Source organism: Streptomyces sp. S063, assembly GCF_002832675.1.
Lineage (GTDB): Bacteria > Actinomycetota > Actinomycetes > Streptomycetales > Streptomycetaceae > Streptomyces > Streptomyces sindenensis.
The window spans coordinates 868,753-891,860 of sequence record NZ_CP021707.1; the positions used below are offsets into that span (position 1 = coordinate 868,753).

A 23,108-nucleotide genomic window follows, 5' to 3' on the forward strand; every position below is an offset into this window, starting at 1 on the left:
CCGCGGCCCGGCCCCCTGTCCCGGCCCGGCCTCATGCCGCCGGCCCCGGCCCCGTACCGCCGGCTCAGTGCACCAGGGCCCCGGACGACGGCCGCCCCGGCGTCCTGGGGACCTCCACCGTGCGGCGGGGCACGGACACCACCCGGTGGGCCGGGTCACGTACCTCCCCCACCAGCGTCTCCAGAACGTCCTCCATGGCGACCAGGCCGAGGACCCGGCCCGATCCGTCGGCGACCTGCGCGAGGTGCGTCGCGGCACGGCGCATCACGGTCAGGGCGTCGTCCAGCGGGAGTTCGGCCCGTACGGTCGCCATCGGGCGCCAGATCTGCTGCGGGACCGCGCGGTCGGCGTCCTCCAGCTCCAGGACGTCCTTGACGTGGAGGTAGCCCATGAAGGGGCCGCCGCCCTCCGCGCAGATGGGGAAGCGGGAGAAGCCGGTGCGTACCGTCAGCTCCTCGATCCGGCGCGGGGTCACCGACGGGTCGACGGTGACCAGGGACGCCCGTTCCAGCAGGACGTCGGCGACGGGCCTGCTGCCCAGTTCGAGAGCGTCCTCCAGGCGTTCCGCGGCCTCCGGACCGAGGAGGCCGGCCTGTCCGGAGTCCTCGACCAGCCGGTTGAGCTGCTGACTGGTGAAGACGGCCTCCACCTCGTCCTTCGGCTCGATGCCGAAGAGCCGCAGCACCAGACCGGCGCAGGCGCCGAGCGCGGTGGTGACCGGACGGCAGAGCCGGGCGAAGGCGACCAGGCCGGGGCTGAGCCACAGTGCGGTCCGCTCGGGCGCCGCCATCGCGAGGTTCTTCGGGACCATCTCGCCGATGACCAGGTGCAGGACGACCACGGTCAGCAGCGCGAGGGCGAAGCCGAGGGGGTGGACGAGGCCGTCGGGGACGTGCGCCGCGTGGAAGACCGGCTCCAGGAGGTGGGCGACGGTCGGCTCGGCGACGGCTCCGAGGGTGAGGGAGCAGACGGTGATGCCGAACTGGGCGGCGGCCATCATCTGCGGCAGGTTCTCCAGGCCGTGCAGGACGGTGCGGGCCCGGCCCGACCCCTGTGCGGCCAGCGGTTCGATCTGGCTGCGGCGGACCGAGACGAGGGCGAACTCCGCGCCGACGAAGAAGCCGTTCGCCAGCACGAGGAGGGCGGCGAGGAGGAGTTGGAGCAGGCTCATCGCGCGGCCTCCAGCAGCCCCGGCGCGGCCGTCCTTGGCAGCGGGTCGGGCGTCCGGGTGAACCGGACGCGTTCGGCGCGGTTGTGGCCGACCTGGCGGACGGTGATCCGCCAGCCGGGGAGTTCGGCCCGGTCGCCGGGGGCGGGGATGCGGCCCAGGAGTTCCGCGACGAGCCCGGCGACGGTCTCGTACGGTCCGTCGGGGACGTCCAGGCCGCCGCGGCGCAGGGTGTGGACCCGGCAGCTGCCTTCGGCGTCCCACGCGGGGCGGCCGTCCTCACCGGTGACGGCGGTCAGCTCGGGGCGGCCGTCCCTTTCGGCATCGTGCTCGTCGAGGACCTCGCCGACGAGCTCCTCGATGATGTCCTCCAGGGTGACGACGCCGGCGGTGCCGCCGTACTCGTCGACGACGACGGCTATCGGCTGCTCGTGGCGCAGCCGGCGCAGCAGGAGCTCCACCGGCAGGGTGCCGGGCACCAGGAGCGGGGCGACGGCGATCCGGCCGGCCGGGGTGCGCAGGCGCTCGCGGGCGGGGACGGCGAGGGCGTCCTTGAGGTGGACCATGCCGATGATCTCGTCGATGCGGTCCCGGTAGACCGGGAAGCGGGAGAGGCCGGTGGCACGGGTGAGGTTGAGGACGTCCTCGGCGGTCGCGGAGGAGTGCAGGGCGCTGACCTTCACCCGGGGCGTCATGACGTGCTGGGCGGTGAGGCCGGCCAGCGAGAGCGTCCGCACGAAGAGGTCGGCGGTGTCCTGTTCCAGGGCCCCGGCCTCGGCGGAGTGCCGGGCGAGGGAGACCAGTTCGCCCGGGGTGCGGGCGGAGGCCAGTTCGTCGGTGGGCTCGACGCCCAGGAGGCGGACCAGCCGGTTGGCCAGGGCGTTGAGGAGGGTGATGACCGGTCGCAGGAGGGCCGCGAAGCGGGCCTGGGGTCCGGCGACGAAACGGGCCACCTGGAGCGGCCGGGAGACCGCCCAGTTCTTCGGCACGAGTTCGCCGACCACCATCTGGACGGCGGAGGCCAGCAGCATCCCGACGACGACCGCGACACCGGACACGGCCCCCGCGGGCAGTCCGGTGGCGGTGAGGGGTCCGGCGAGCAGTCGGGCGAGGGCCGGTTCGGCGAGCATGCCCACGACCAGCGAGGTGATGGTGATGCCGAGCTGGGTGCCGGAGAGCTGGAAGGAGAGTTCACGCAGGGCGCGGACGACGGTGCGGGCCCGTCGGTCGCCCTCGGCGGCGGCGCGTTCGGCGTCGGGCCGGTCCACGGTGACGAGCCCGAATTCGGCCGCCACGAAGAACCCGTTGGCGAGGATGAGGAGGAAGGCCGCCGCGAGGAGCAGCAGGGGGGTGGTCATGAAGCCGCCGCCTCCGGGGAAGGGGCGGCGCAGGTACTACCGGACGATCCGTCCATTGCTGGAGGGAGTCACTCCTTGGGTCGCAGGAAGAACCCCGCGGGCCCGGGGCGGGGCCGTGGTACGGGCGGGGCGGGGCACACGGGGCGCCGCCGCCCACCAGAGTAGACAAGAAGGCCCCGTGCCGGGCGGGGGCTCAGCCGCCGGTGGGAGTGTCGTCGCCGCCCGCGCCGCGCGCCTCGGCGAGGGACCGCAGGGCGCGGGCGTCGCGGATGGCCTGCTGCTTGGCCAGGCCGGGCTGGATGCCGAGGGCGGGCAGGCTGGTGCCGTCGCTGAGGTCGAGGAAGACCCAGGGGTCGCCGGAGCGCAGGTTGACGCGGAGGATCTCCTCCCAGGCCAGCCTGCGGGTCCGGGTGAGGTTGACGACGGTGACCCCGGTGTCGTCGGCGGCGACCTTGGGCCTGCTCAGCAGGGCCAGGACGCCGAAGAACAGCGCCGCGACGAAGACGAAGCTGGCCCGCTCCGCCGGGTTGAGCCGCTCCAGCATCAGCGCGACGACGGTGATGACGAGGAACATCGCCAGGCCCACGCTCAGCAGGACCACCCGGGTGAGGGTGGGCCGGAAGGTGACCGGCAGGGTGGGGAGTTCGGGCCTGGGCGCGGACATCGGGGGCTTCTCTCGGTGCGGGCGGCCGGGGCCGTCAGAGGCGGCAGGCGTGGATGGCCGTGGTGAGGATGGCGCGGGCGCCGAGCTCGTACAGGTCGTCCATGATCCGCTGGGCCTCCTTGGCGGCGACCATGGAGCGGACGGCGACCCAGCCCTCGTGGTGCAGCGGGGAGATGGTCGGCGACTCCAGGCCCGGCGTGAGGGCGACGGCGCGCTCCAGGTGCTCGACGCGGCAGTCGTAGTCCATCATCACGTAGGACCGGGCCACCAGGACGCCCTGGAGGCGGCGGAGGAACTGCTGCACCTTGGGGTCGTCGGCGGGGGCGCCGGTGCGGCGGATCACCACGGCCTCCGACTTCATGATCGGCTCGCCGATGATCTCGAGGCCCGCGTTGCGCATGCTGGTGCCGGTCTCGACGACGTCGGCGATGATCTGGGCGACGCCGAGCTCGATGGCGGTCTCGACGGCGCCGTCGAGGTGCACGACGGAGGCGTCGACGCCCTCGTCGGCCAGGTGCTTCGCCACGATGCCCTCGTAGGACGTGGCGATCGTCATGCCGGCGAAGTCCTTGGGGCCGGTGGCCGTGCCGGGCTTCGTGGCGTAACGGAAGGTGGAGCGGGCGAAGCCGAGCTGGAGGATCTCCTCGGCCTCGGCACCGGAGTCCAGCAGCAGGTCGCGTCCGGTGATGCCGATGTCCAGCTTGCCGGAACTGACGTAGATCGCGATGTCGCGCGGCCGCAGGTAGAAGAACTCGACCTCGTTCGCCGGGTCGACGAGGACCAGTTCCTTCGACTCCTTGCGCTGCCGGTAGCCCGCCTCATGGAGCATCGCCATCGCAGGCCCGGAGATTGCACCCTTGTTGGGGACGGCGATGCGCAGCATGAGGTCAGGTTTCCTTTGTGCGAAGGGGTTGTGGGACGGGCGGGGTGTGCTCAGAGGTGGGCGTAGACGTCGTCGAGCGAGATCCCGCGGGCGACCATCATCACCTGGACGTGGTACAGCAGCTGGGAGATCTCCTCGGCGGCGGCTTCCTTGCCCTCGTACTCGGCGGCCATCCAGACCTCGGCGGCCTCCTCGACGACCTTCTTGCCGATGGCATGGACGCCCTTGTCGACCAGTTCGGCGGTGCGGGAGGTCGCGGGGTCGCCCTCGGCGGCCTTGAGCTGGAGCTCGGCGAAGAGCTCTTCGAAGGTTTTGTTGGCCATGATGGTCCTCAGAATACGGGGTCGCCGGAGCGCACTCAGCGCCAGGGTTCGCTGACGGTGCGCAGCGTGGCCGCGGTGGCGACGGCGGCGGTGACCGCTTCGTGCCCCTTGTCCTCGTTGGACCCTTCGAGGCCCGCCCGGTCGAGGGCCTGCTCCTCGGTGTCGCACGTCAGTACGCCGAAGCCGACGGGGACGCCGGTGTCGACGGTGACCTGGGTGAGGCCGAGGGTGACGCCCTGGGAGACGTACTCGAAGTGGGGGGTGCCGCCGCGGATGACCACGCCGAGGGCGACGATCGCGTCGTAGCCGCGGCCGGCGAGCACCTTGGCGACGACGGGCAGCTCGAAGGAGCCGGGGACCCGGAGCAGGGTCGGCTCGTCGATGCCCAGCTCGTGCAGGGCGCGCAGCGCGCCGTCGACGAGTCCGTCCATGACCTTCTCGTGCCACTGGGCCGCGATCACGGCCACGCGCAGGTCGCCGCAGTTGCGTACGGACAGTTCGGGTGCACCCTTGCCGCTCATGTCTCTCCTGTTGCTGGTTAAGAGGTGTTCGTTACTGGTTGGCGCAAGTCGACGCCGGGGCTCCGTCGAGCCACGGCAGATCGTGGCCCATGCGGTCGCGCTTGGTGCGCAGGTAGCGCAGATTGTGCTCGCCCGCCTGGACGGGCATGGGCTCGCGGCCGGTGACGGCGAGTCCGTGGCGGACGACGGCCGCGGTCTTCTCGGGGTTGTTGGTCATCAGCCGCAGGCTGGTGACGCCGAGGTCCTTGAGGATCCGCGCGCCTGCCGCGTAGTCGCGGGCGTCGGCGGGCAGACCGAGCTCCAGGTTGGCGTCGAGGGTGTCGACGCCGCGCTCCTGGAGTTCGTAGGCGCGGAGCTTGGAGAGCAGGCCGATGCCGCGTCCCTCGTGGCCGCGGAGGTAGACGACGACGCCCCGGCCCGCTTCGGTGACGCGCCGCATGGAGGCGTGCAGCTGGGGGCCGCAGTCGCAGCGCTGGGACTGGAAGATGTCGCCGGTCAGGCACTCGGAGTGGATCCGGACGAGGACGTCCTCGCCGTCGCCGATGTCGCCGTGGACCAGGGCGACGTGCTCGACGCCGTCGACGATGGAGCGGTAGCCGTACGCGGTGAAGTCGCCGAACGCGGTGGGCAGCCGGGTCTGTGCCTCTCGGCGGACGGTCGGCTCGTTGCTGCGGCGGTAGGCGATCAGGTCCTCGATGGAGATGATCGTCAGGCCGTGCTTGCGGGCGAACGGGATCAGCTCGGGCAGCCGGAGCATCACACCGTCCTCGCCCGCGATCTCGACGATGGCCCCGGCGGGGCGCAGTCCGGCGAGCCGGGCGAGGTCGACGGCGGCCTCGGTGTGGCCGTTGCGGACGAGGACGCCGCCGGAGCGGGCGCGCAGCGGGAAGATGTGGCCGGGCCGGACGAAGTCGCCGGGCCCCGCGACGCCGCCCGCGAGCATCCGCAGGGTGGTGGCGCGGTCGGCGGCGGAGATTCCGGTGGTGACGCCGTGCGCGGCGGAGGCGTCGACGGAGACCGTGAAGGCGGTCTGCATCGACTCGGTGTTGTCCTCGACCATCTGCGGCAGTTCGAGGCGTTCCAGCTCGTCGCTCTCCATGGGGGCGCAGATCAGGCCGCGGCACTCGCTCATCATGAAGGCGACGATCTCGGGGGTGGCCTTCTCGGCGGCGATGACGAGGTCGCCCTCGTTCTCGCGGTCCTCGTCGTCCACGACCACGACGGGGCGGCCGGCGGCGATGTCGCGGATGGCCTGCTCGACCGGGTCCAGGGAGAGGTTCTCGGGGAGCGGGTCGGGGTCGGGGTGCAGCCAGGTGGGCTGAGCAGTCATGCCGTGGCTCCTTCCAGAGCGGGTGTCCGCGTACGCAGCCACCAGTCGCGCATGCCCCACAGGACGAGGGCGCCGTAGATGATGTAGACGAAGCCGGAGAAGGCGAAGCCGTTGGCGAAGTTCAGCGGGACGCCGACGAGGTCGACCAGCAGCCAGGCGAACCAGAACTCGACCATGCCGCGGGCCTGGGCGTACATCGCGACGACGGTGCCGACGAAGATGTACGCGTCCGGCCACGGGTCCCAGGACAGCGACGGGAACGCGGTGAACAGGCCGCCGACGGCCAGGGTGCCGAGCGCGGCGCCGCCGATCAGCACACCGCGCTCGCGCCAGGTGGCGAAGCGGACGGCGATGGAGCCGTCCTGGGCCTGCTGCCTGCCGCGGTTCCAGGACCACCAGCCCCACAGGGCCACGACGATGACGACCAGCTGCTTGCCCGCGCTGCCGGAGAGGTGCGCGGAGGCGAAGGCGACGAGCAGGATCACGCCGGAGAGCAGCTGGGCGGGCCAGGTCCAGATGGAGCGCCGCCAGCCGAGGGCCAGGGCGATCAGGCCGACGATGTTGCCGATCATGTCCGACCATTTGATGTGCTGGCCGAACACGGTGAAGGCTTCGGAGTTGAGCCAGGACGCGGCGTTCATCGCGGTTCCCGCCCGGCCCGGTCCCCGAGCATCCGCTCGACGTACTTGGCGATGACGTCCACTTCCAGGTTGACCGGGTCGCCGGGCTGCTTGTGGCCGAGCGTGGTCAGGGCGAGGGTGGTGGGGATGAGGCTGATGGTGAAGTAGTCGGCCGCCGCCTCGACGACGGTGAGGCTGACGCCGTCGACGGTGATGGAGCCCTTCTCCACGACGTACCGGGTCAGCTCGGGCGGCAGGGAGACCTTGACGACCTCCCAGTGCTCGGAGGGGGTGCGCTCGACGATGGTGCCGGTGCCGTCCACGTGGCCCTGGACGAGGTGTCCGCCGAGCCTGCCGCCGAGCGCCATCGGGCGCTCCAGGTTGACCCGGGAGCCGGGGGCGAGCGCGCCGAGGCTGGAACGCTTCAGCGTCTCGGCCATCACGTCGGCGGTGAACTCACCGTCGCCGGTGTCCACGACGGTGAGGCAGACGCCGTTGACCGCGATGGAGTCGCCGTGCTTGGCGCCCTCGGTGACGAGGGGGCCGCGCAGCCGGAAGCGGGAGGCGTCGGCCAGCTGCTCGACGGCGGTGACCTCACCCAGTTCTTCGACAATTCCGGTGAACACTCAGTTTCCCTTCCGAGCAGGGGCGGGGGCGGCGGGGACAGCGGTGACGCGCAGATCGGGGCCGATCGGCACCCTCTCGGTGACATCGAGGCGCAACGCCTGGGAGATGGTGGAGATTCCGGCGTCGGCGAGGGCGGCGGGGCCCGCGCCGAGCAGGACCGGGGCGAGATAGCCGACGACCTTGTCGACCTTTCCCGCGGCGACGAAGGCGCCCGCGAGGGTGGGGCCGCCTTCGAGGAGTACGGAGCGGACGCCCCGCTCGTGCAGGGCGGCGAGGAGGGCGTCGAGGTCCAGCCCGCGCCCGCCGGCCGCGCGGGGCAGCCGCAGGACGGCGGCCTCGGGGAGGTGGCCGGCCGGGGCGTCGTCGGCGACGGCGATCAGGGTGGGCGCGGTGGCGTCCAGGACCCGGGCGCCGGGCTTGACGGAGGCGGCGTTCGTGTCGACGACGACCCGCAGGGGCTGGGTGGCGCCGCCGATGCCGCGTACGCCGAGCTGGGGGTCGTCGGTGCGGGCGGTGCCGGAGCCGACGAGCACGGCGTCGGCCTCGGCGCGCAGCCGGTGGACGTCGGCGCGGGCCTCGGGCGAGGTGATCCAGCGGCTGGTGGCGTCGGCGGCGGCGATGCGGCCGTCGAGGGTGGCGGCGTACTTCCACAGGACGTGCGGCCGGCCGAGGCGCACCGAGGTCAGCCAGGCGGCGTTGCCCGCCTCGGCCTCGTCGGCGAGGAGTCCCTGCTCGGCCTGGACCCCGGCCGCGCGCAGCGTGTCGCCGCCGCCGGTGGCCTGCGGGTTCGGGTCGCCGACCGCGTACACGACACGGCTGATCCCGGCGGCCAGGAGGGCCTGGGCGCAGGGTCCGGTGCGGCCGGTGTGGTTACACGGTTCGAGGGTGACGTAGGCGGTGGAGCCACGGGCCCGGTCGCCGGCCGCGCGCAGGGCGTGGACCTCGGCGTGCGGCCCTCCGGCGCGCTGATGGAAGCCTTCACCGACCACGGCTCCGGCGGCGTCGGTGATCACACAGCCGACGACCGGATTGGGGCTGGTGGAGCCGAGACCACGGGCGGCGAGCGTGATCGCTCGGCGCATCGCGGTGATGTCGGCTGCGGTGTCCACCGGGTCCTCCTGCCTCTTCGGGCACGGACTCCGGGGCCTGTCGATGACGACAGAGAAAGCGGATCACCAGCGAGAACGCCGCTGACCCGGGAACGGGAAACGCCAGGAACGCACGGCGTCCCGGGAGGTTCCCGGCCATGCGTCCGCCGACGGCGGCGTACCGATGACAAACCGCCGCGCACTGCCTCCCATCCGGACTTTAACCGTCGGTCCAGGAATTTCACCTGGTCAACCGGCCGCTGGCTGCGGACGGGTCGCGGACTGTAACCGCCGGTTCGGAATTGCACCGACCCCGGAGTGCGCTGCTACTGGTACGGAACCAGTCTGCCACGGACGCCTCCCGGCCATGCGGGTGAGCGCTGTGGGCTGGGTCACAGGGATCATCGGCGGGGTCACGCCGCGTCACGGAGGACGTGGCGCGATCTGCCCGGAACGACGCCGGACCGAAGACGACAACGTAGTCATTCACGAAGTTGAGCCTTAAAGGTCCAGACCTATTGACGCACTGGTCTAGTCCTCTTAATCTCTGCGTCACCTCCGAGGTTCGGTCCCACGGTGGGCGCACACCGGGACCCCGACAGACCCACCCCCTTTTCAGCCAGTTGTGTTCTGCCGACCTCCCCAGGAGGAACGACCACATGCTGTCCCCCACCCGAGCGAGAGCCACGCTCCTCGCCGCCGGCGCCGCCGTCGCCGGACTGCTGCTGAGTTCGCTCGCCGCAGGCCCCTCGGCCGCCGCCGACCAGAACTCCTGTCGCCCCGACGGGCTTTACCAGACTCCCGGCGTCAACGTCCCGTACTGCTCCGTGTACGACGCCGACGGACGCGAGAAGATGGGCGCCGACCACCAGCGGCGCGTCATCGGCTACTTCACCAACTGGCGCACCGGCAAGGACGGCAAGGACGCCTACCTCGTCCCGGACATCCCGTGGGACAAGGTCACCCACCTCAACTACGCCTTCGCTCATGTCGACGGCTCCAACAAGCTCTCGGTCGGCCCGGACGACGCCGACAACGCCTCCACCGGGATGACCTGGCCAGGTGTCGCGGGTGCGGAGATGGACCCGGCGCTCCCCTACAAGGGCCACTTCAACCTGCTGACGAAGTACAAGAAGCAGCACCCGAACGTGAAGACCCTGGTCTCCGTGGGCGGTTGGGCCGAGACCGGCGGCTACTTCGCCCCCGACGGCAAGCGCGTCGACTCGGGTGGCTTCTACTCGATGGCGACCAACGCCGACGGCTCGGTCAACCAGGCGGGCATCAACACCTTCGCCGACTCGGCCGTCGCCTTCATCAAGAAGTACGGCTTCAACGGCGTCGACATCGACTACGAGTACGCCACCACGATGAAGGACGCGGGCAACCCGCTGGACCACACGCTGGCCAACGGCCGCCGCGCGGGCCTGGTCAAGGGCTACGACGCCCTGATGAAGACGCTGCGCGAGAAGCTCGACCGCGCGGGCGAGGCCGACGGCAAGCACTACCTGCTGACCGTCGCCGCCCCCTCCTCCGGCTACCTGCTGCGGGGCATGGAGACGTACCAGATGCAGAAGTACCTGGACTACGTCAACATCATGTCCTACGACCTGCACGGCGCCTGGAACGAGTACGTCGGGCCCAACGCCTCGCTGTTCGACGACGGCAAGGACAACGAGCTGGCGCAGGCGGGTGTGTACACCACCTCGCAGTACGGCGGCCTCGGCTACCTCAACACCGACTGGGCCTACCACTACTTCCGCGGCTCGATGCCGGCCGGCCGGATCAACATCGGCCTGCCGTACTACACCCGCGGCTTCAAGAACGTGCAGGGCGGCACCGACGGCCTGTGGGGCAAGGCTGCCACGACCGACTGCCCGGCCGGCGCGGGGCTGACCAAGTGCGGTGACGGCGCGGTCGGCATCGACAACCTGTGGCACGACAAGGACACCAACGGCAAGGAGTCGCCCGCCGGTTCCAACCCGATGTGGCACGCGAAGAACCTGGAGAAGGGCATCGTCGGGGACTACGTCACCGACTACGGCTTCCCCGCGGACACCAAGCTGACCGGCACCTACGCCCGCAAGTACGACTCCACGCTGGTCGCCCCGTGGCTGTGGAACGCCGAGAAGAAGGTGTTCCTCTCCACCGAGGACGAGCAGTCGGTGAAGGCCAAGGCCGACTACGTGGTGGACAAGGGCATCGGCGGCACGATGATCTGGGAGCTCGCGGGCGACTACCGGTGGAACGCGGCGAAGGGTCAGTACGAGACCGGCTCCACGCTGACGACCGCGATGTACGACGCGTTCAAGTCGGCCACCCCGTACGGCGCGAAGCGCTCCACGATCGACCTGCCGACCGAGGCGCTGGACATCGACGTCTCCTTCGGGCAGTTCCCGCTGGGCGACTCCAACTACCCGATCAGCCCCAAGCTGAAGATCACCAACCGGACCCAGGCCACGCTGCCCGGCGGTACGGAGTTCCAGTTCGACTACTCCACCTCCGCCCCGGCCAACGCCAAGGACCAGTCCGGCTTCGGTACGACGATCATCCGCAGCGACCACAAGGCGGCCAACAACATCGGTGGCCTGAAGGGCGACTACAACCGTGTCTCACTGAAGCTCCCGGCCTGGCAGAGCCTGGCCCCCGGCGCCTCGGTGCAGCTGGACTTCGTCTACTACCTGCCCACGTCCACCCCGTCGAACTGGACCGTGACCTTCGGCGGGAAGTCCTACTCGCTCGCGGGTGACCTGGCCCGCGGCACCACGGTGGTCGAGCCCGGCACCGGGACGAACCCGACGCCGACCCCGACCCCGACCCCGGACCCGACAGAGCCGACGCCCACCCCGACCCCGACGCAGCCGGGCGGCAGCTGCTCGGCCCCGGCGTGGAACGCGGCCACCGAGTACGGCGGCGGCTCCACCGTCAGCCAGGACGGCCGTCAGTGGAAGGCGTCCTGGTGGACGAAGGGCGAGAAGCCCGGCACCACCGGTGAGTGGGGCGTCTGGAAGGACCTCGGCGCCTGCTGATCCCCCGTGTGCCCGCCGGCCCGGCGCGAGCGGTTTCCCCGCTCGCGCCGGGCCGTTCGGCTCTTCCCCGGTGGGCTTCCTCGTCAACGCGGCCAGGCGGCCCGTGCCGTCGGGTGTCCACCGGGGTGTCGCTCCGGCCCGTCGACAGCGGCGAGGTCGCCGGCCGGCGGGCCGGGCGTACGCGGGCTGCCGGCGCGGTGACCCATCCGGCCCTCGAACACGCCGACGGGACCGTGACGTCCGAGGAGTTCCTCGACCGCCACCTCCGACGCCCGGGCTGAGCCGACGGCAAGCGAACAGGTCGGCCCGGTCAGCTCTCCGGGGCGAACAGCTCGTCCTGCGCCGCATCCCGGGCGGTGATCAGCGCGCCGCGCAGCACGGCCCCGTCGCCCAGCGAACCCGCGCGGACCTCGGTGCGCAGCGGCGACATCGCGGCCAGTCGCTCCTGGACCCGGGCGGCGAGCGCGGCCCCGCCCGCATGGCCGACGGCCCCGGTGAGCAGCACGCAGCCGGGGTCGAGGACCGAGACGACGGCGGCGGCCCCGAGGGCGAGCCGGTCGGCGACCTCCTTCAGGAAAGGCTCCCCCGCCTCCCCCGCATCCAGGGCGGCCCGGACCGCGTCCACGGCGGCCCCCTCCTCCTGGCCCCCGGCCGCCGCCGCCCGGTCCAGAAGTCCGTGCGCGACGGCGAGTTCGCACAGCGCGCCGGAGCCGGCCAGAGAGTGGAATCCGCCCTCGCAGTTGACCGCCGACGGCAGCCCGCTCACCCCGGGGACGGGAAGGAAGCCGATCTCCCCCGCCCCGCCGGACGCGCCCTGGCGCAACGTGCCGTCCAGCATCACGGCGGCCCCGATCCCCTGGCCCAGCCAGAGCAGGACGAAGGTCTCCCGGTCGTGGGCGGCGCCCTCCCGGTGCTCAGCGACGGCCGCGAGGTTGGTCTCGTTCTCCACCAGGACGGTGGCCGGAAGCCGCCGCTGGAGCTCCCGGACCAGGCCCCGGTGCCACGCGGGCAGGCCGGAGCTGTCGCGCAGTTCGCCGGTGCCGGGGTCGATCAGCCCCGGCGCGCCGATGCCGACGCTGTGCAGGGGTACGGACCCGGCCGCGCGGGCGGTGCGCTCCAGGAGGGCGACGGCCCGCTCGACGGCGGGTTCGGTGCCGGTGTCGCTGCCGATGGGCAACGAGTCCTCGGCCAGCGTCGTCCCCAGCAGATCGGTGACGACCACGCTGACGCTGCCGAGACGCACGTCGAGCGCGGCGAGGTGGGCCCGGTCGGCCACGATCCCGTACAGCTTGGCGTTGGGACCGCGACGGACGGCTCCGGACTCGCCGACGACCTGGATCAGACCGGCGCTCCGGAGCCGTTCGACGAGGTCGGCGACGGTGGGCCGGGAGAGTCCGGTCAGCGTCTTGAGCTGGGTGGCCGTCAGCGGACCGTCCTGCTGGAGCAGCCGCAGCGCAAGCCGGTCGTTGATGGCCCGAGCCGTGCTCGGAGATGCGGGCATACCGGGATCCTTCCAGATCGTCGCCCCGCCGCTTGTGTGGGCCGTGGAGAATCGACTATTTATCAGGCAGGGTTCCTGATAGTTTACGCCACGCATCGTCGCGAGGAAGCGGCAGAGGCGGTGGAAGCGCCGGACAGGCCGGCGTCCGAGGATTCCCAGGGGAGGGGCTCGACGGCATGACGAACGACTCGACCGTCACGGTCTACGGCACAGAGCAGGTGAAGCGGGCGCGGATCGCCGTCGCCGCCGTCTTCACCGTCCACGGGCGGTGACCGGCAGCTTCGCGACCCGGGTGCCGTGGATCCAGGACCACGCCGGGGTGAGCGCGGGTCAGCTCGGTCTGGCGCTGGCCTTCCCGGCGATCGGCGCGTCGATCGCGATGCCGCTGGCGGGCCGGATCAGCCACCGGTTCGGCGCCCGGACCGCGCTGCGGGGGCTGCTGACACTCTGGACGCTGGCGCTGATCCTGCCCGCGCTGGCGCCGAACCTGATCACCCTGTGCGCCGCGCTGTTCGTCTACGGGGCGACGGCGGGCATGTCCGACGTGGCCATGAACGCGCTGGGCGTCGAGGTGGAGAACCGCCTCGACAAGTCGATCATGTCGGGGCTGCACGGCATGTGGAGCGTGGGCGCGCTGGCCGGTTCCGCGGCGGGCACGGTCGCGGCCCACACCGCGACCGACGCCCGCACGCACCATCTCGTCGCGGCCCTGGTGCTCACGACGCTGGGCCTCATCGCCTGCCGCAACGTCCTCGACATCCAGAGCCGCTCGGACGAGGAGCCGCCGCCACGGTTCACGCTGCCGCCGAAGTCGGCCCTGGTCATCGGGGCGGTCGGGTTCTGCGCGGTGTTCGCCGAGGGGGCCAGCCTGGACTGGTCGGCGGTCTACCTGCGGGACGTCCTGGACAGCTCGGACGGTCTCGCGGCCGCGTCCACCACGGCGTTCGCCCTGATGATGGCGGTGGCCAGGATCGCCGGGGACCGGATCGTCGACCGGTTCGGCGCGGTCCGGACGGTGCGGACCGGTGGAGTGGTGGCCACCGCGGGCGGGCTGCTGGTCGTGTTCTCACCCTCCCCCGCGGTCGCGATGTGCGGCTTCGGGCTGCTGGGGCTCGGCGTGGCGGTCGTGGTCCCCCTGGCCTTCGCCGCGGCGGGGCGCAGCGGTCCGAACCCGAGCCAGGCCATCGCGGGCGTCGCCACCATCACGTACACCTCCGGTCTGATCGCCCCCTCCGCGATCGGCTCGCTGGCCGAGGCCACCTCGCTGGTGGTGTCGTTCGGCGTGGTGACGGTGCTGGCCCTCGGCCTGGTGCTGGGCGCCGGGGTGCTGCGGTCGGCCGACCGGAAGGTCACGGGATCGGCGGTCGGCGGGGGTACGAAGACGAAGAGCGCCACCGGAACCTGAAGGGGGCCGCGAGGGAACGGGCCCGCGCGACGGGAACGGCGTACGCGACGAGGCGACGATCGCGTACGGGCGTGGCGCGGCGGCGCGCGGTGTGGGTGACCTCCGCGCGGCCGTCACCGAGCGCACCACTACCATGGCGCTGATCTTTTCCGCAGGTGAACACCGAACCCCGGGTCGCAGACCGGTCGGCACACCGAGCAGACCTTCAGGGAGCAACCATGAGCCTCGGCGTGCGCTGGACCTTGCACGGCGACGGGAAGACCCCCGCGCCCGGGGCGGTGGTCCGCCCCGACGAACGGCTCACCTGGCCCCGTACGTTCGGACTCGGCGCCCAGCATGTGGTGGCCATGTTCGGGGCGTCGTTCGTCGCCCCGGTCCTGATGGGCCTGGACCCGAACCTCGCGATCATGATGTCCGGTGTCGCGACCGCGATCTTCCTGCTGGCGACCAAGGGCCGGGTGCCCAGCTATCTGGGCTGCTCGCTCTCCTTCGTCGGCGTCGCGGCCACGATCCGGGCGAGCGGCGGTGACAGCGCGACCGTCACGGGTGCGGTGCTGGTGGTCGGCGCGGCCCTGTTCCTGGTGGGTCTCGCCGTGCAGCGGTTCGGCGCGCGGATCATCCACGCCGCGATGCCGCCGGTGGTGACGGGCGCGGTCGTGATGCTGATCGGCTTCAACCTGGCGCCGGTGACCGCGTCCACGTACTGGCCGCAGGACCAGTGGACGGCGCTGGCGGTGATGCTGTTCACCGGCCTCGCCGTGGTGTGCCTGCGCGGCTTCCTCTCCCGGATCGCGATCTTCCTGGGGCTGGTCTTCGGGTACGTGCTGTCCTGGGTGCTGGACCTGGTGTTCGGGAAGATCCACTCTCCGGCGGGCGGGGCGGAGGCCGTCGACCACTGGCGCCTGGACCTCTCGGCCGTCGGGCAGGCCGACTGGATCGGGCTGCCGTCCTTCCACGCGCCCGCCTTCGAGTGGTCGGCGATCCTGGTGGCACTGCCCGTGGTGATCGCGCTCGTCGCGGAGAACGCCGGGCACGTCAAGGCCGTCGGCGAGATGACCGGCGACCCGCTGGACGACAAGCTCGGCACCGCCATCGCGGCGGACGGCGCGGCCTCCATGCTCTCCACCGCCGTGGGCGGACCGCCCAACACCACGTACTCCGAGAACATCGGCGTGATGGCCGCCACCCGTGTCTACTCCACGGCCGCCTACTGGGCCGCCGCCTGCTTCGCGCTGCTCTTCGGCCTCTGCCCCAAGTTCGGCGCGGTCGTCGCCGCGATCCCGGGCGGGGTGCTCGGCGGGATCACCGTGATCCTGTACGGGATGATCGGCCTGCTCGGCGCCCAGATCTGGCTCAACGGCCGGGTGGACCTGCGCAATCCGCTCAACCTCGTCCCGGCCGCCGCGGGCATCATCATCGGCGTCGGCGGGGTCACACTGAAGATCACCGACAACTTCGAGCTGGGCGGCATCGCGCTCGGCACGCTCGTCGTGATCACCGGCTACCACGTCCTGCGGGCCTTCGCCCCGGCCCACCTCAAGACGCAGGAACCGCTGCTGGACGCGGGGACGTCGGCGTACGACGAGAAGCCGGGCCCCGAGAAGAGCTGAGCCGTGCGGGGCAGCCTGGGATCAGGCCGTGCGGGGGCGGCACGGGGCCAGGCCGTACGGGGGCCGGCCGGGGCTCACCCGGTGGCCAGGGCGTAGGCGTACTCCGGGGTGAAGGAGCCCGCCGCGCCCGAGCAGCCGTCGGACTCCCCCGGCAGCTTCACCCACAGGTACGCGTCGATCCGGGCCTCGCCGGTGCGCGTCGTGGGGGTCTGCCCCAGGGCCCGGCCCGCCGGGTCGCACCACTGACCGGCGGGCGGCGCGCCGTTGCCGTTGCGGCTGGTGTCGACGACCGCGCCGAGACCGGGCGGGCCGCCGAGCGCGGCGAGGACCCGGCGGGCGTAGGCGGTCTCGTCGGCGGTGCGGTGGAAGTTGGCCACGTTGGTGAAGATGCCGTCGCCGTCGGTGGCCGCCCCGGCGGCCCGGAGCGCGGCGGCCTGTTTCGCGGGGGCGTGCCAGCCCGAGTGGCCGCCGTCGAAGTAGACCCGGGCCCGCGGACCGGCTGCGCGCAGGGTGCGTCCGGCGCGGGCCAGCGAGGCGAAGCGGGCGGCCCGCTCGGAGGCGCTCAGGCAGTCGGAGAGGGCGATGGCGTCCGGCTCCAGGATCACGATCGCCGCACCCGCGCCGAGCCCCCGAGCGAACTCCCCTATCCACGCGTCGTACGCCGCGAGGTCCGGGGCGCCGCCCTTCGACGCGCCGCCGCAGTCCCGGTCGGGTATCGCGTACGGGACGAGCACCGGGACCCGGCCCGCGGCGGCCGCGCCCCGGGTGACCGCACGGACCTGCCCGGCTATCTCGCCCGGGTTGTGGGCGGCGAACCAGACGGCGGCGGGCCGCGCCGCGATCCGGGACTCGATGACCGGGCGGCGCGGGTCGTCGGGGTGGGCCCGCACCCAGTCCAGGACCTGGGAGTGCGGGTGCCGGAAGAGACGGTTACGGGGCGCGGGTGCGGGCGTTGCCGACGGGGAGGACGGGGGCTCGGGGGCGGCGCTCGGACGGGACGTGGTGCGGGAGGGGGCCGGGGCGGGAACGGGGCGTGCGGAGGGGGTGGACGGGGCGGGGGCCGTGGGCGTCGGCGTGGGCACGCCGGGGAGGGGCCCAAGGACCGGCGGAGCCGTCGGTCCGGGGCGGGCGGTGTCGCGCCCGTCCCGATGGCCCGCGTCGATCAGCCCGGCCGTCGCACCGATCGCCACCACTGCCGAGGCGACGGCGAGCAGGGCGTGCCGGCGGGCCGCGCGGCGGCGTTCACGGTGAGCGGTGCGACGTCGTACGCGGGTGCCCGGCACTCCTCGATCCCCTTCTCCGGCACCGCTGTTCGTCCGTTCCGATGAATACTCGGGCCGATCGGCGCCGTGGCGAGCCTAAGGCTGGGACGCTCCGCGCATGACGCAGATCGAGCAGTTCGCAGGAACGGCCGGGGCCGGCCGCCCGCCGGCGGGCGCCTCCCCGGTGATCGAACGTATGCGGGAATGGTGTTCCCGGTGGCCGCCCGGCGAGGGGGTGGCGGTCTTCAACACGGCCTATCTGGAGGTCGTCGGGCGGGTGGACCCGGACCTCGGCGGGGACGGGCCCGACGACCGGGAAGCCGCCGCCCTGCTGGCCGTACGCTGCGCCGAGGCCTATCTGTCGGCCGTCGAGACGGCCGCGGCGGGCGGGCGGCCGCCGGAGTGCTGGCGCCCGTTGCTGCCCTGCCGCCGCCATCCCGGCGTACGTCCGGTGCAGTTCGCGCTCAGCGCTCTCCAGGCGCACGTGGGCCACGACCTGGTGCTGGCGGTGGTGGACACCTGTCGTACGCTCGACTGCGATCCGCCGGACCTGGAAGGGGAGTTCGAGCGCGTGGGCGATCTCCTCGCCTTGCTGGAGGAGCGGATCCACGACGAACTGATGCCGGGCCCCGACGCGTTGGGGATCGCGGATCCGCTGACCCATCTGGTGAGCTCCTGGAGCCTGGAGCGGGCCCGCGAGGCGGCCTGGTCGGCGGCCCGGGTGCTCTGGCGGCTGCGCGGATTCCCTTCGCTGGCCGAGGAGTTCCGGCAGCGGACCGACGCGGGCGCGGGGCTGGTGGGGCGGCTTCTGCTCACCCCCTGCCGCTGACGCCCGCGTCGGCACGCCCCCTGGCCTCAGTCCTCCGGAAGCTCGACCGGGCGATCTCGTCGAAGACGTCGCCGGGGCCGGGGTTGGTCGCGTCCGTCGCCCCGCCGAACTGGTGCATGACGCCCCACACGGCGTTCAGCGCGGTCTGCACGGCGCCCTCGGCCCAGCCGGCCGTCCAGGAGATGTCGTCCCCGGCGAGGAAGATGCCCCGCTTGTCCTCGGGCAGCCGGTCCTGCATGAAGTGGGTGAACAGCCGCCGCTGATAGCGGTAGTGGCCGGGCAGGTTGGCCTTGAACGCGCCCATGAACCAGGGCTCGTTCTCCCAGGAGACAGTGACCGGGTTGCCGATGATGTGGCTGCGGATGTCGACGTTCGGGTAGATCTCGCCGAGCGACTTGAGCATGACCTCCATGCGCTCCTTCGGGGAGAGCGGCAGCCACTTGAGGCTGTCGTCGCACCACGTGTAGGAGAGGCAGATGACGGCGGGCTTGTCCGGCCCGTCGTCCAGGAGGTAGGTCCCCCGGGTCATCCGGTCGGTGAGCGTCATCGACATGGTGTCGCGGCCGGTGGTCTCGTCCTTGTCCAGCCAGAACGGCCGGTCGACCGGCACGAACAGCTTGGACGACTCCATGTAGTGGGTGCGCTCCATCGCCGTCCAGTGGTCGATCGGGAAGAGCGCGTCATCGCAGTCGATCTTGGAGAGGAGCAGCCAGGACTGACCGGTGAAGACCGCGGCCCGGAAGGTACGGATGTCGCCGGTGGCGTCGGTGACCGTGATGCGGTTGCCCGCCGTCCGGGTCAGCCGGGTGACCGCACCGCGCGGCTCGCCGTCGTGCAGGGAGGAGAGCGAGGTGCCGAGCGGCCAGTGGACGATCTTCTGCGGCTCGCGGTCCCACAGGAGCAGCGGGAGCTGCTGGCTGCCGCCGACGATGCCGCGGTGGTGGTCGTCGGCCTCGGTGTAGACGACGCGGAGGATCTCCAGGATGGAGTTGGGGAAGTCGGTGTCCCAGCCGCCGGTGCCGAAGCCGACCTGGCCGAAGATCTCGCGGTGCCGGAACGACCTGAAGGCCTCGGACTCGCAGAGGAAGCCGTAGAAGGTCTGGTTGTCGAGCCGCTCGACGAGCTGCGACCAGATCTCCCGGATGCGCGGGACGTCGCGCTCGCGCAGCGCCCGGTTCATGTCGGAGAAGTCGGCGCCCTCCTCCAGGCAGGCGCTCCAGGCCTCGGCCACGTCGCGGTAGACCTGCGGCAGGTCGTCGATGGTCTCGGCGTAGTGCGACTCGCCCTTGAGGTCCACGACGGTCGAGGGTGTGGCCGGGGAGAGCGGGTTGGGGAAGGGCCGGGTCTGAAGGCCCACCAGGTCGATGTAGTGCTGGAGCGCCGTGGAGGAGGGCGGGAAGCGCATGGCGCCCATCTCGGCGGTGAGGTCGCCGTCGCAACCGTCGAAGCCGACGGTGCGCAGCCGGCCGCCGATCTGGTCGGCCTCGTACACGACGGGCTTGAGGCCCATCTTCATCAGCTCGTACGCGGCGATGATGCCGGAGAGCCCGCCGCCGATGACGGCGACCTCCTGGCCGTGCTCGGTCGCCGGTATCTGCCCGAGGCCGGCCGGGTGGGCGAGGAAGTCGTCGTACGCGTACGGGAAGTCCGGCCCGAACATGGTGATCGGCGGGGCGGCCGCGTCGGTGTGCTGGACGGCGTTGGGCACCGTGGACGTCATGGGGTGCGGACTCCTTGCGGGGTACGGAAAGTTCGGGGAGGGTGCGGGCTCAGGCGAGGGAGCCGTAGAGGCCGGGGCGGCGGTCCGCGAGATACGGGTTGGCGGCCCGCGAGGCGGCCAGGAACTCCGGGTCCACCTCGCCGATCACCAGCTCCTCGCCGCGTCCGGCGCGGGTGCGGACCGCCCCGTCGGGGCCGGCCAGGCAGCTGAGCCCGACGAACTCGAACTCCCCTTCCGGGCCGGTGCGGTTGACGTACGCCACGTACATCTGGCTTTCGAAGGCCCGTACGGGGACGACGGATTCGGCGACGAACTGGAAGGGGTGCATCTGCGCGGTGGGCACCAGCAGCAGATCGGTGCCGGCCAGGGCGTGCGCCCGGACGTTCTCCGGGAACTCGACGTCGTAGCAGATCAGCAGGCCGATGCGGATACCGTCGATGTCGGCCTGGACGACGGTCTGCTCGCCGGGGGTGAACCACTCCTGCTCGAAGCAGCCGAACAGGTGGGTCTTGCGGTAGTTCGCGAGGCGGACCCCGTCGGGGGCGATGAGCTGGGAGGCGTTGAAGATCAGCTCCCCGTCGCGCTCCGGGTAGCCGTAGAGGACGGCGAGGCCGTGGCGTACGGCGATCTCCGCGATCGCCTCGGCACCGGGTCCGTCGGCGGGCTCGGCCAGGACGGGCACGGCGTCGCCGATGGCGTATCCGGTGAGGAACAGCTCGGGGGCGACCAGCAGCCGGGCTCCGGCACCGGCGGCCCGGGCGGCGGCCTCGTCCAGCGTCTTCAGGTTCTCGGCGACGGCGCCGGGCCGTCCGGAGCTCTGGAGCAGGGCGGTGCGCAACGACGGCATGGCTGACCTCGGGCGGTGCGGGCGGGGTGGGGAGACGTATCGAAGGTACGTGGCCCGGATCGGCCCGGACAAGGCGCGAGTGTTGCGCGTCGACCGTTGATTCGTTGCGCGGAATGGGCCCCGGGCGGCGAATCGTTGCGTCGGGCATCACCGCAGGTCAGCGGGGTGATGTGCGCCACCCGTCTCAGGCCGGCGGGGCCTCCGCGGAGTACCGCCGCAGCAGCGGCGAGAGCACCAGCACCGACTTCGTACGCTCCACGTACGGCTCCCCCGCGATGCGCTCCAGGACCTGTTCGAAGTGGCGCATGTCAGCGGCGAAGACCTGCACCACCGCGTCCGCGTCGCCGGTCACCGTGGAGGCCGAGGCGATCTCCGGGTAGCGGGCGAGGCCCTGCTTGATCGCCTCCGGGGAGGTGTTGCGGCTGCAGTAGATCTCGATGAACCCCTCGGTCTCCCAGCCGAGCGCCGCCGGGTCGACCCGCACGGTGAAACCGGTGATCGCGCCCTCGGCGCGCAGCCGGTCGACACGGCGCTTCACGGCGGGGGCGGAGAGGCCGACGATGGCGCCGATGTCGGCGTAGGAGCGCCGGGCGTCTTCGGCGAGGGCGAGGACGATGCGTTCGTCGAGGTCGTTCAGGCGCACGTCGGGCGGTTCACTATCTCTGCGGTGGGTCGGCTTGCGGGAGGCGGTGCGTGCCGCCTCCCGCAGTAGACCACGGGCCGCCGCTCCGGGCGCGCCCGGAGCGGCGGAACCGGCCGTCAGAAGGGGAACTGCGAGCGGCCGTGCTGGATGGAGATCCACTTCTGGGTGGTGAAGGCCTCGATCATCGAGTCGCCGTTCAGCCGGCCCAGACCGGAGCTCTTCTCACCGCCGAAGGGGACGATCGGCTCGTCGTGGACGGTGCCGTCGTTGATGTGGATCATGCCGGTGTGGATGCGCTGCCCGACCCGCACCCCGCGCTCGATGTTGCCGGTGTGGACGGCGCCGCTGAGCCCGTACGGGGTGTCGTTGGCGATGCGGACGGCCTCGTCCTCGCCGTCGAAGGGGACCAGCAGGGCCACGGGCCCGAAGATCTCCTGCTGCAGGACGGGCGAGTCGGCGGCGAGACCGGTCAGCACGGAGGGGCTGACGAGGTTGCCGTCGGCGCGGCCGTGCAGGAGGGCCGTCGCCCCGGCCGCCACGGTCTGGTCGACGAGCTTGGAGACGGACTCGGCCTGCGAGGAGTTGATCAGCGGACCGATCTGGGTGGCCGGGTCGGCGGGGTCGCCGACGGTGAGAGACGCGACCTTGGCGACGAACTTCTCGGTGAACTCGGCCTCCACCGCGCGGTCGACCAGGATGCGGTTGGCGGCCATGCAGACCTGGCCCTGGTGGACGTACCGGCTGAAGACCGCCGCGTCGACGGCGTAGTCCACATCGGCGTCGTCGAGCACGATCAGGGCGCTGTTGCCGCCGAGTTCGAGGACGGCGCGCTTGAGGTTCTGGGCGCAGACGGTGGCGACGTGGCGGCCGACCTTGTCCGAGCCGGTGAAGGAGATGACCTGCGGCACGGGGTGCTCCAGCAGGGTGTCGCCGATCTCCGCAATGTCGGTGATCACGACGTTCAGCAGTCCGGCGGGCAGACCGGCGTCCTCGAAGACCTTGGCGAGCAGGGTGCCGCCGCAGATCGGGGTGTTCTGGTGCGGCTTGAGGACGACGGCGTTGCCGAGGGCCAGCGCGGGAGCGACGGACTTCAGGGAGAGCAGGAAGGGGAAGTTGAACGGGCTGATCACGCCGACGACGCCGACGGGCACGCGGTAGACGCGGTTCTCCTTGCCCTCGGTCGGCGAGGGGAGGATCTGTCCGGCCGGGCGCAGCGCCAGCTGGATCGCCTCGCGGAGGAACTCCTTGGCCAGGTGCAGTTCGAAGGCGGCCTTCAGCCGGGTGCCGCCGAGCTCGGCGACGATCGCCTCGCCGATCTCCTGCTCGCGCTCCTCGACGATGCCGAGCGCCTTCTCCAGGACGGCCCGCCTGCTGTACGGGTTGGTGTCCGCCCACGCCTGCTGGGCGCGCTCGGCGGCCCGGTAGGCCTGGTCGACCTCGTCGGCGGTGGCGACCGGGATCGAGGCGAGCTTCTCCCCGTCGAACGGGTTGAAGTCGATGATGTCCCAGGACCCCTTCCCCGGCCTCCACTCGCCGTCGATGTACTGGTGGGCCAGGTCAGTGAAGAAGGACATGAGATCCCTTACCGCAGAGAGGCAGGCAGCTGAGTGCGGTTCATATTACTGAGATTTCAACAGAGTTGAAGCGGACCCCCGGCCACGGGAGCAGGCCCGGAAACGACCC

Annotated in this window: 19 protein-coding genes, 2 pseudogenes and 1 riboswitch; of the genes and pseudogenes, 5 read left to right on the forward strand and 16 right to left on the reverse strand. The window is 72.0% G+C overall.

Going from position 1 to position 23,108, the window contains the following annotated elements:
- Positions 1–64: 64 nt before the first annotated feature.
- From CCZ36_RS03855 to ribD, 10 genes are all read right to left on the reverse strand, one after another.
- Positions 65–1,171: a hemolysin family protein gene (locus tag CCZ36_RS03855; protein WP_069737301.1), complete on the reverse strand. Its 1,107-nt coding sequence runs from the start codon at positions 1,169–1,171 to the stop codon at positions 65–67.
- A complete protein-coding gene (locus CCZ36_RS03860) occupies positions 1,168–2,526 on the reverse strand; it encodes a hemolysin family protein (RefSeq protein WP_128817029.1) in 1,359 nt (452 codons plus the stop codon). Before CCZ36_RS03860 ends, CCZ36_RS03855 begins: the two co-directional genes overlap by 4 nt.
- Positions 2,527–2,719: 193 nt before the next feature.
- Positions 2,720–3,190 carry a PH domain-containing protein gene (locus CCZ36_RS03865; protein WP_069737303.1) on the reverse strand — a complete coding sequence of 157 codons (471 nt, stop codon included), beginning with the start codon at positions 3,188–3,190 and terminating at the stop codon, positions 2,720–2,722.
- A 34-nt stretch (positions 3,191–3,224) separates the two neighbouring features.
- Positions 3,225–4,073, reverse strand: a complete 849-nt coding sequence (hisG, locus tag CCZ36_RS03870; protein WP_069737304.1) for an ATP phosphoribosyltransferase — start codon at positions 4,071–4,073, stop codon at positions 3,225–3,227.
- A gap of 50 nt (positions 4,074–4,123) precedes the next feature.
- Entirely contained in the window at positions 4,124–4,396 is a 273-nt protein-coding gene (locus CCZ36_RS03875; protein WP_032768215.1) for a phosphoribosyl-ATP diphosphatase, read from the reverse strand.
- 35 nt (positions 4,397–4,431) lie between these two features.
- A complete protein-coding gene (ribH, locus tag CCZ36_RS03880) occupies positions 4,432–4,917 on the reverse strand; it encodes a 6,7-dimethyl-8-ribityllumazine synthase (protein ID WP_003970409.1) in 486 nt (161 codons plus the stop codon).
- A gap of 31 nt (positions 4,918–4,948) precedes the next feature.
- Positions 4,949–6,247, reverse strand: coding sequence for a bifunctional 3,4-dihydroxy-2-butanone-4-phosphate synthase/GTP cyclohydrolase II (locus tag CCZ36_RS03885; RefSeq protein ID WP_128817030.1), 1,299 nt, complete (start codon positions 6,245–6,247; stop codon positions 4,949–4,951).
- Positions 6,244–6,888 carry a nicotinamide mononucleotide transporter family protein gene (locus CCZ36_RS03890; protein WP_006123140.1) on the reverse strand — a complete coding sequence of 215 codons (645 nt, stop codon included), beginning with the start codon at positions 6,886–6,888 and terminating at the stop codon, positions 6,244–6,246. Before CCZ36_RS03890 ends, CCZ36_RS03885 begins: the two co-directional genes overlap by 4 nt.
- Positions 6,885–7,493, reverse strand: coding sequence for a riboflavin synthase (locus CCZ36_RS03895; RefSeq protein ID WP_069737306.1), 609 nt, complete (start codon positions 7,491–7,493; stop codon positions 6,885–6,887). Before CCZ36_RS03895 ends, CCZ36_RS03890 begins: the two co-directional genes overlap by 4 nt.
- Entirely contained in the window at positions 7,494–8,603 is a 1,110-nt protein-coding gene (gene ribD, locus CCZ36_RS03900) for a bifunctional diaminohydroxyphosphoribosylaminopyrimidine deaminase/5-amino-6-(5-phosphoribosylamino)uracil reductase RibD (protein ID WP_128817031.1), read from the reverse strand. It abuts the gene before it with no gap.
- A 174-nt stretch (positions 8,604–8,777) separates the two neighbouring features.
- Positions 8,778–8,908: riboswitch (FMN riboswitch) on the reverse strand.
- Between the two features lie 333 nt (positions 8,909–9,241).
- Between ribD and CCZ36_RS03905 the strand changes: the two genes are divergently transcribed.
- Complete coding sequence (locus CCZ36_RS03905; protein ID WP_128817032.1) at positions 9,242–11,608, forward strand: chitinase C-terminal domain-containing protein; 2,367 nt, start codon at positions 9,242–9,244, stop codon at positions 11,606–11,608.
- Between the two features lie 125 nt (positions 11,609–11,733).
- Positions 11,734–11,889, forward strand: coding sequence for a hypothetical protein (locus tag CCZ36_RS34695; protein WP_164873479.1), 156 nt, complete (start codon positions 11,734–11,736; stop codon positions 11,887–11,889).
- Between the two features lie 29 nt (positions 11,890–11,918).
- Here CCZ36_RS34695 and CCZ36_RS03910 read toward each other — a convergent pair whose 3' ends face one another.
- Entirely contained in the window at positions 11,919–13,109 is a 1,191-nt protein-coding gene (locus CCZ36_RS03910; RefSeq protein WP_069737309.1) for an ROK family transcriptional regulator, read from the reverse strand.
- A 176-nt stretch (positions 13,110–13,285) separates the two neighbouring features.
- Here CCZ36_RS03910 and CCZ36_RS03915 point away from each other — a divergent pair.
- Together CCZ36_RS03915 and CCZ36_RS03920 are read left to right on the forward strand one after the other, a co-directional pair.
- Positions 13,286–14,514 (forward strand): annotated as a pseudogene (locus CCZ36_RS03915) (MFS transporter).
- Positions 14,515–14,732: 218 nt separating this feature from the next.
- Positions 14,733–16,124 (forward strand): uracil-xanthine permease family protein, encoded by a 1,392-nt coding sequence (locus tag CCZ36_RS03920; RefSeq protein ID WP_128817033.1) that lies wholly within the window; start codon positions 14,733–14,735, stop codon positions 16,122–16,124.
- A gap of 74 nt (positions 16,125–16,198) precedes the next feature.
- Here CCZ36_RS03920 and CCZ36_RS03925 read toward each other — a convergent pair whose 3' ends face one another.
- Positions 16,199–17,407 (reverse strand): glycoside hydrolase family 6 protein, encoded by a 1,209-nt coding sequence (locus CCZ36_RS03925; RefSeq protein ID WP_128817034.1) that lies wholly within the window; start codon positions 17,405–17,407, stop codon positions 16,199–16,201.
- 97 nt (positions 17,408–17,504) lie between these two features.
- Here CCZ36_RS03925 and CCZ36_RS03930 point away from each other — a divergent pair, with 97 nt between their 5' ends.
- Positions 17,505–18,215, forward strand: coding sequence for a DUF5995 family protein (locus CCZ36_RS03930; RefSeq protein ID WP_128817035.1), 711 nt, complete (start codon positions 17,505–17,507; stop codon positions 18,213–18,215).
- Between the two features lie 26 nt (positions 18,216–18,241).
- Here the strand turns inward: CCZ36_RS03930 and CCZ36_RS03935 are convergent.
- From CCZ36_RS03935 to CCZ36_RS03950, 4 genes and pseudogenes are all read right to left on the reverse strand, one after another.
- Positions 18,242–19,935, reverse strand: a pseudogene (locus CCZ36_RS03935) (flavin monoamine oxidase family protein).
- 49 nt (positions 19,936–19,984) lie between these two features.
- Entirely contained in the window at positions 19,985–20,782 is a 798-nt protein-coding gene (locus CCZ36_RS03940; protein ID WP_128817036.1) for a carbon-nitrogen hydrolase family protein, read from the reverse strand.
- 184 nt (positions 20,783–20,966) lie between these two features.
- Positions 20,967–21,425 (reverse strand): Lrp/AsnC family transcriptional regulator, encoded by a 459-nt coding sequence (locus CCZ36_RS03945; RefSeq protein ID WP_069737316.1) that lies wholly within the window; start codon positions 21,423–21,425, stop codon positions 20,967–20,969.
- Positions 21,426–21,541: 116 nt separating this feature from the next.
- The gene (locus tag CCZ36_RS03950; protein ID WP_069737317.1) at positions 21,542–22,999 is read right to left on the reverse strand and encodes an aldehyde dehydrogenase family protein; all 1,458 of its coding nucleotides are present in this window, start codon (positions 22,997–22,999) and stop codon (positions 21,542–21,544) included.
- Positions 23,000–23,108 lie beyond the last annotated feature (109 nt).